The sequence below is a fragment of the uncultured Aggregatibacter sp. genome, assembly GCF_938046485.1.
Classification (GTDB): Bacteria; Pseudomonadota; Gammaproteobacteria; order Enterobacterales; family Pasteurellaceae; genus Aggregatibacter.
Map to the genome: position 1 here is coordinate 20,718 of NZ_CALIWN010000014.1, position 6,463 is coordinate 27,180.

Sequence of the window (6,463 nt, forward strand, 5' to 3'; positions counted from 1 at the left end):
CAACAATAATCGGGTAAAATAAGCGTCCATTCAGGATTATCCCACTCAATTTTTCATCCGCTATTATTCATTATGTTAAAAAAATGGTTTCTTACTAAAAATGCCTTTCTGTCAGTTAAACCTTTCAGCGCATTAAAAGACAGTTTCAGAAACGGCTATACTTCCCGTCATTTGACCAAAGATATTATTGCCGGGTTAACCGTTGGCATTATCGCCATTCCGCTTTCCATGGCACTTGCCATTGCCAGTGGCGTACCACCGCAGCACGGGTTATACACCGCCATTGTTGCAGGGATTATCATTGCGTTAACGGGAGGTTCACGCTTTAATATTTCCGGCCCAACGGCGGCCTTTGTGGTGATTTTATTCCCTGTTACACAGCAATTCGGTTTAAGCGGTCTGCTGATGGCTACATTGCTTTCCGGTGTCATTTTGGTATTGATGGCGTTGTTCCGCCTAGGGCGGCTTATCGAATACATTCCGCTGCCTGTCACGCTCGGCTTTACATCAGGCATCGGCATCGTGATTGCCACCCTACAAATTAAAGATTTCCTTGGTTTGAGCATTGAACAAATGCCGTCTCATTATCTTGAAAAAGTGCAAGTTATTTTGACCGCACTTCCAAGTATCAATTGGGCAGATGCTGGTGTTGGTATCATTACCCTCATTATCTTAACCCAATGGCATAAGTTACGTCTGCCCATTCCCGGTCATTTGCCTGCAGTGATTCTCGCAACATTGTTATCTTTATTGCTGACCCACTTCGGCTATTCTGTCGCAACCATCGGTACTCAATTCCAATACACACTTTCTGACGGTACGACCGGCTACGGTATTCCAAGTGTCTTGCCTGAATTTTCCTTGCCATGGAATATTCCTGATCCACAAGGTAACTTAATTAACTGGAATTTTGACACCATTCAACGCCTATTGCCGGCGGCATTTTCCATGGCAGTCTTGGGCGCGATCGAATCATTATTGTGTGCCGTCATTTTAGACAACATGACCGACACCAAACACCATTCCAATAACGAATTATTAGCACAAGGTCTTGGCAACATCGCCTCTCCATTTTTTGGCGGAATCACAGCCACCGCAGCCATTGCTCGCTCTGCGGCAAACGTTAAATCCGGCGGCGTATCACCGATTTCAAGTGTCGTGCACGCTTTATTAGTGTTGTTTGCCTTATTGTTTTTTGCGCCTGCACTGTCTTATTTACCGCTATCTTCGATGGCCGCGCTCTTGTTGGTTGTCGCTTGGCACATGGCGGATTTACCACAAATTATTCAGCTTATCCGTCGTTCCGGACGTAACGAAATTGCCGTATTACTGGTTTGCTTAATCCTCACGGTCTTATTCGACATGGTCATTGCCATTTCTGTGGGCGTGTTATTGGCCAGTCTGCTGTTTATCCGCACTATCGCCGAAATGACCAAATCCATTAGTATTGCAGTGCCGGAAGATTTGGATGATGTATTAATTTATCGTATTAGCGGACCGCTCTTTTTTGCAGCGGCGGATAATCTCTTCGCTGACTTGCACGAGAAAACCGTTCACACCGATCACGAAATCAAACATATTGTTTTACAATGCGATGCCGTGACCGTGCTTGACACTGGGGGGATTCATGCACTCACTCGCTTCGTGCAACATATGCTGCCTCATCAACAACTTTATATGTGTAATATGCAGTTCCAGCCACTACGCACGATTGTTAAATCCGGTTCATTGCCTGAAATCAAAAAAATTACGTTCACTGCTGATTTAACCGAAGCATTAAATAAAATTCGGGAATTTGAGGGAATTGAGGTGAAATAATTTGTGATATTTACGGGCAAAAAGGAGAAATTATGCTAAATCTCGCGACAATCACAACACAGCTTCAGCGACTGAAAGTCGTCCCGGTTATCGCATTGGATCATGCCGAGGATATTTTACCGTTGGCAGATACGCTGGCACAAAATGGGTTGTCGGTAGCGGAGATTACGTTTCGTTCTCCGGCGGCTAGAGAGGCGATTCGGTTGTTGCGCCAACAGCGACCTGATTTTCTGATTGCAGCGGGGACGGTTTTAACCGCCGACCAAGTTTTTCACGCGAAAAATGCCGGTGCGGATTTTGTCGTGACGCCGGGGTTTAACCCTAAAATTGTGCAATTATGCCAAGATCTGGGTTTACCGATTATACCGGGCGTGAATAATCCGATGGCGATTGAAGCAACCTTAGAATTAGGCATTGATACAGTGAAATTCTTTCCGGCGGAAGCCTCCGGTGGCGTAAAAATGATTAAAGCGCTATTAGGTCCTTACGCGCAATTGAAAATCATGCCAACGGGTGGGATTGGGTTGCAAAATATTCAAGATTATTTGGCCATTCCAAATGTGGTGGCCTGTGGTGGATCTTGGTTTGTTGAAAAAACACTAATTAACGCGAAAAATTGGTCAGAAATCAATCGATTAACCCAAGAGGTCGTTACGCTGATAAAATAATAAAGTGCGGTTAAAAAACATTAAATTTTCACCGCACTTAGAAAAAGTTAATGACATTCGCCCATCGGTATCAAACATCCCCCATCTCCTCACATCGAATCCCTATGCAAGAACAGAGGGAAGTGAACTACATTTCTTGTACCACAAATTGCAAGGCATGACGGGCAAATAATTTGGCTTTGCGCTGCTTTAAATGTTTTAAGCGTAAAGCACGTGCTTGTTGTTGGTGGAAAAATTTCTTTTTACTCGGTTTTAAGTGTTTTCTCTTGTTCATGATCATTTTCCTCTGCAGGCGAATCGGTGCTTGAATTGTTATTTACGTCTTCGTTTTTATCACTTTGATTTTGTTGCACACGGTAATAATTCATAATGCTATTCATATAGCGACGAATATTTTCGACATATTGAACGGCTTCATAACCTCGAGCATAGCCATATTTTAGGTTGGTATAGTAACGCTTTTCCGCCAATAGCGGTAAGTTCTTTTTCACATCCAGCCAATTGTCTGCATTCCCTCCTAAACTTTTGGTTAAGCGGCGTGCATCCAATAAATGCCCTAGACCCATATTATAAGCCGCTAAGGCAAACCAAATACGATCGTCATTGTTGATACTGTCGGGGATCTGTTCAATCAACCAATGTAAATATTCAGAACCGGCTTTGATGCTTTGTTCGGGATCGGTACGATCAGTGATTTTCATGCGTTCGGCAGTATCTTTGGTCAGCATCATCATACCACGTACGCCTGTGGGTGACGTGGCATCAGGGTTCCAGTGAGATTCTTGATAGGCGATAGCGGCCAATAAACGCCAATCTAAATTGCCTTTATGTTTCGTAAAGAGCGGTTCAAATTTCGGAAGAATCGCTTCAATAGAATTCAAATAGGATTTGGTATCCACGTAATCAAACTGGCGAAAATGATTAAAATATTTCTCTTCAATATTGGCAATTAATCCTGAATCAATCGCGGTATTCATGAAATCCAGCAAGGCTGATTGCAATTCGTTAGACGAATTATTGGATAAATACCAATGTACGCTCATTTCATCTGTTAAATCAAATGCCACCGCAATTTGCGGTTTGATTTGTTGGGTTGCAGAAATATCCAAAGAATTGGCAAGGGTGTACGCAATTTTACCTTCTGCCACTTGTAATAATAATTCTTCCTGTGTGAGTTTTTTATCTACCCGCCAACGGAGTTTCGGATGCTTAAGTTGGGCATCTTTTAAAATTTGCACTAATTCGGAGCTTTCAGGAATCACCAATGTGTCATTAATTTGCGCCAAAGAACGAGGTCGATTTTCGCCTTTGCGATACGCCAGTTGCCAAGAGGCGGAATAATAAGAAGGGCCTAGCTGGAAATGCTCCGCCTTATCTGTTTGATAGAAAAGATTCGCCGCGGCAATATCAATTTTATGTTCATCTAACGCATCAAACAGCGTGTCAGTACTCTCCATTGACCGCATTTCAAGTTCTACGTTTAAATAGCTAGCAAAGGCTTTGCTTAATTCATATTCCAAGCCGGATTCCCCCTCTCCATTAATAAAATAAGAGATGGGGTGATTAATCGTACCAACCACTAATTTGCCGCGTTCTTGAATTGCTTGATAAGGGTTTTCTTCCGAGTGCATGATATGTTGCCACGGAAATACCATATCAATCGCCCAAAGTAATAAGCATAAGCCTGCAACAATACGTAAAAATAAACCTTTCAAATGATATTTCTCTTGATCTTGTTTGTTATAAACGTCGTTCAATGATCACGCCAACGTTATTTGCTTGTGCTACCGCTTTCGGTTTACTTAATTTAAGCCGAAGCCACGTTATTCTAAATCGCTGTTGTAATTGCTCTGCTACCTCATTGGCCACCCGTTCAATCAATAGAAAGGGTTTAGACGCTACATAATCAATAATAAATTCACTGATTTGCGCATAATTAAGCGTTAATTGTACATCATCCGCCGCTGCGGCTTGGCGGGTATCCCACGCCATTTCGACATCAAAAATCAGCTTTTGTTTGATTTGCTGTTCCCAGTCATATACGCCAATTTGTGCAAATACCGTCAAACCTTCAATAAAAATTAAATCTTGCATGGGTTTTCTATACCGTGAGTAACCAAAATTTTTGTGGGCTTATACTACCAACTTTGGGTACAATAGACGAACTCTTTTTACTACGCCATAGGAAATTCCATGAGCCTTTTTGCCTTATTTTATATGCTATTGAGCTACTTACTCGGCTCCATTTCCAGTGCAATTTTATTATGCCGACTTGCCGGCTTACCCGATCCTCGCACATCGGGCTCAAATAATCCGGGTGCAACAAATGTATTACGCATCGGTGGTCGCTGGGTGGCATTAGCCGTATTACTTTGCGATATGTTAAAAGGAACATTGCCCGTTTGGTTGGGTTATTATCTTGGCTTAACTCAATTTGAATTAGGCATGGTGGCACTCGGTGCCTGCCTTGGACATATTTTCCCCATTTTCTTCAAGTTTAAAGGTGGCAAAGGCGTTGCCACTGCCTTCGGTGCCATCGCGCCCATTGCTTGGGGCGTTCTCTTTTCCATGTTAGGCACATGGCTGGTAGTTTTCTTGATCAGCGGCTACTCTTCCCTCAGTGCTGTCATCACTGCACTATTCGTGCCATTTTATGTTTGGTGGTTCAAACCCGAGTTCACTTTTCCTGTGGCATTAGTCTGCTGTCTACTCATCTATCGCCATCATGAAAACATCCAACGCCTCTGGCGCGGACAGGAAGATAAAATGTGGAGTAAGTTAAAAAAATAATCTACGTAAAACACGGCAAAAAACGACCGCACTTCAAAATATGGCGTAAGCAAAAGGAAGATAATCATGAAACAACAACCTGTCGTGGGCCTTCTCTTCGCATTAATCACCGCAATAGCCTGGGGAACGTTGCCTATTGCGTTGAAACAAGTGCTCGCCAACATGAATACGCAGACCATTGTATGGTATCGATTTATCACAGCGAGCGTGGTTTTATTTATTATTCTTTGGCATAAAAATAAACTACCGACAACCGCTAAGCTTGGCTATTATGGCTGGTTAGCTATCATTGGTATTGTAGGTTTAGCTGGCAACTTCTTCTTATTCAATAACGCGTTGAATTATATTGAACCATCCATTGCGCAAATTTTTATCCCTTTATCTTCTTTCGGAATGTTAATCTGTGGTGTATTTGTTTTTAAAGAAAAGCTTGGCGTGCATCAAAAAATTGGCTTGGTCTTATTACTGATTGGATTAGGCTTATTTTTCAATGACCGTTTAGCTATTTTCACTGAACTAAACACCTACTCCACTGGAGTTTTTATCAGTATTAGTGCTGCTTTAGTTTGGGTCGTCTATGGCATGGCGCAAAAATTAATGCTTCATAAATTTAGCTCACAGCAAATTCTATTTATGATTTACTTGGGTTGCGTTTTTGTATTTATGCCCTTTGCTGAATTTTCTCAAGTCGAAAACCTTACACCATTTACATTTGGATGTTTTATTTATTGCTGCCTCAACACGCTCTTCGGTTATGGTGCCTATGCCGAAGCGCTCAACCGGTGGGAAGTATCGAAAGTTAGCGTAGTTATCACTTTGGTGCCGTTATTCACCATTTTATTTTCCCACTTAGCTCACTACATTGATCCCTCGGATTTTATTGCCCCTGAACTCAATACTATTAGCTATATTGGTGCATTAATTGTTGTTTGTGGTGCGGTTTTATCGGCTATAGGACATAAATTATTTGCTTATCGCGCATAAATTAATTATTAACTTAAATATAGATTTATCTTAAGCCTCCTCAAATTAAACTAACATTAAATCAACAAAAAAGGCTACGTTAAAAAAACGCAGCCTTTTATTTAACGATAACAATTTAATTCTTGAAAATTAAATTATTCCCTATCAATTACTTGATAATTTTAGCTACCACGCCAGCGCCTACTGTACGGCCACCTTCACGG

7 protein-coding genes are annotated in these 6,463 nt (G+C 41.8%); 4 read left to right on the plus strand and 3 right to left on the minus strand.

All coding sequences use genetic code 11. The annotated features are described in order from the left end of the window. Positions 1 to 72: 72 nt before the first annotated feature. The gene (gene dauA / locus Q0203_RS01650) at positions 73 to 1,818 is read left to right on the plus strand and encodes a C4-dicarboxylic acid transporter DauA (RefSeq protein WP_297929057.1); all 1,746 of its coding nucleotides are present in this window, start codon (positions 73 to 75) and stop codon (positions 1,816 to 1,818) included. A gap of 32 nt (positions 1,819 to 1,850) precedes the next feature. Beyond that, positions 1,851 to 2,486, plus strand: a complete 636-nt coding sequence (locus tag Q0203_RS01655) for a bifunctional 4-hydroxy-2-oxoglutarate aldolase/2-dehydro-3-deoxy-phosphogluconate aldolase (RefSeq protein WP_297929058.1) — start codon at positions 1,851 to 1,853, stop codon at positions 2,484 to 2,486. Between the two features lie 127 nt (positions 2,487 to 2,613). On the opposite strand, the gene Q0203_RS01660 is transcribed toward Q0203_RS01655, so the two are convergent. The 3 genes from Q0203_RS01660 to folB are packed head-to-tail and all read right to left on the minus strand — an operon-like array spanning position 2,614 to position 4,580. Next, entirely contained in the window at positions 2,614 to 2,760 is a 147-nt protein-coding gene (locus Q0203_RS01660) for a hypothetical protein (RefSeq protein ID WP_198009763.1), read from the minus strand. Beyond that, positions 2,729 to 4,201 (minus strand): membrane-bound lytic murein transglycosylase MltF, encoded by a 1,473-nt coding sequence (gene mltF, locus Q0203_RS01665; protein ID WP_209364753.1) that lies wholly within the window; start codon positions 4,199 to 4,201, stop codon positions 2,729 to 2,731. The genes Q0203_RS01660 and mltF overlap by 32 nt, the downstream gene beginning before the upstream one ends. Positions 4,202 to 4,226: 25 nt before the next feature. After that, on the minus strand, positions 4,227 to 4,580 hold the full coding sequence (gene folB / locus Q0203_RS01670) for a dihydroneopterin aldolase (protein WP_021615802.1): 354 nt from the start codon (positions 4,578 to 4,580) through the stop codon (positions 4,227 to 4,229). A gap of 99 nt (positions 4,581 to 4,679) precedes the next feature. Here folB and plsY point away from each other — a divergent pair, with 99 nt between their 5' ends. Continuing rightward, a complete protein-coding gene (gene plsY / locus Q0203_RS01675) occupies positions 4,680 to 5,276 on the plus strand; it encodes a glycerol-3-phosphate 1-O-acyltransferase PlsY (protein ID WP_295975919.1) in 597 nt (198 codons plus the stop codon). 66 nt (positions 5,277 to 5,342) lie between these two features. Next, positions 5,343 to 6,260 (plus strand): DMT family transporter, encoded by a 918-nt coding sequence (locus Q0203_RS01680; RefSeq protein WP_297929059.1) that lies wholly within the window; start codon positions 5,343 to 5,345, stop codon positions 6,258 to 6,260. The last annotated feature ends 203 nt before the right edge of the window (positions 6,261 to 6,463 follow it).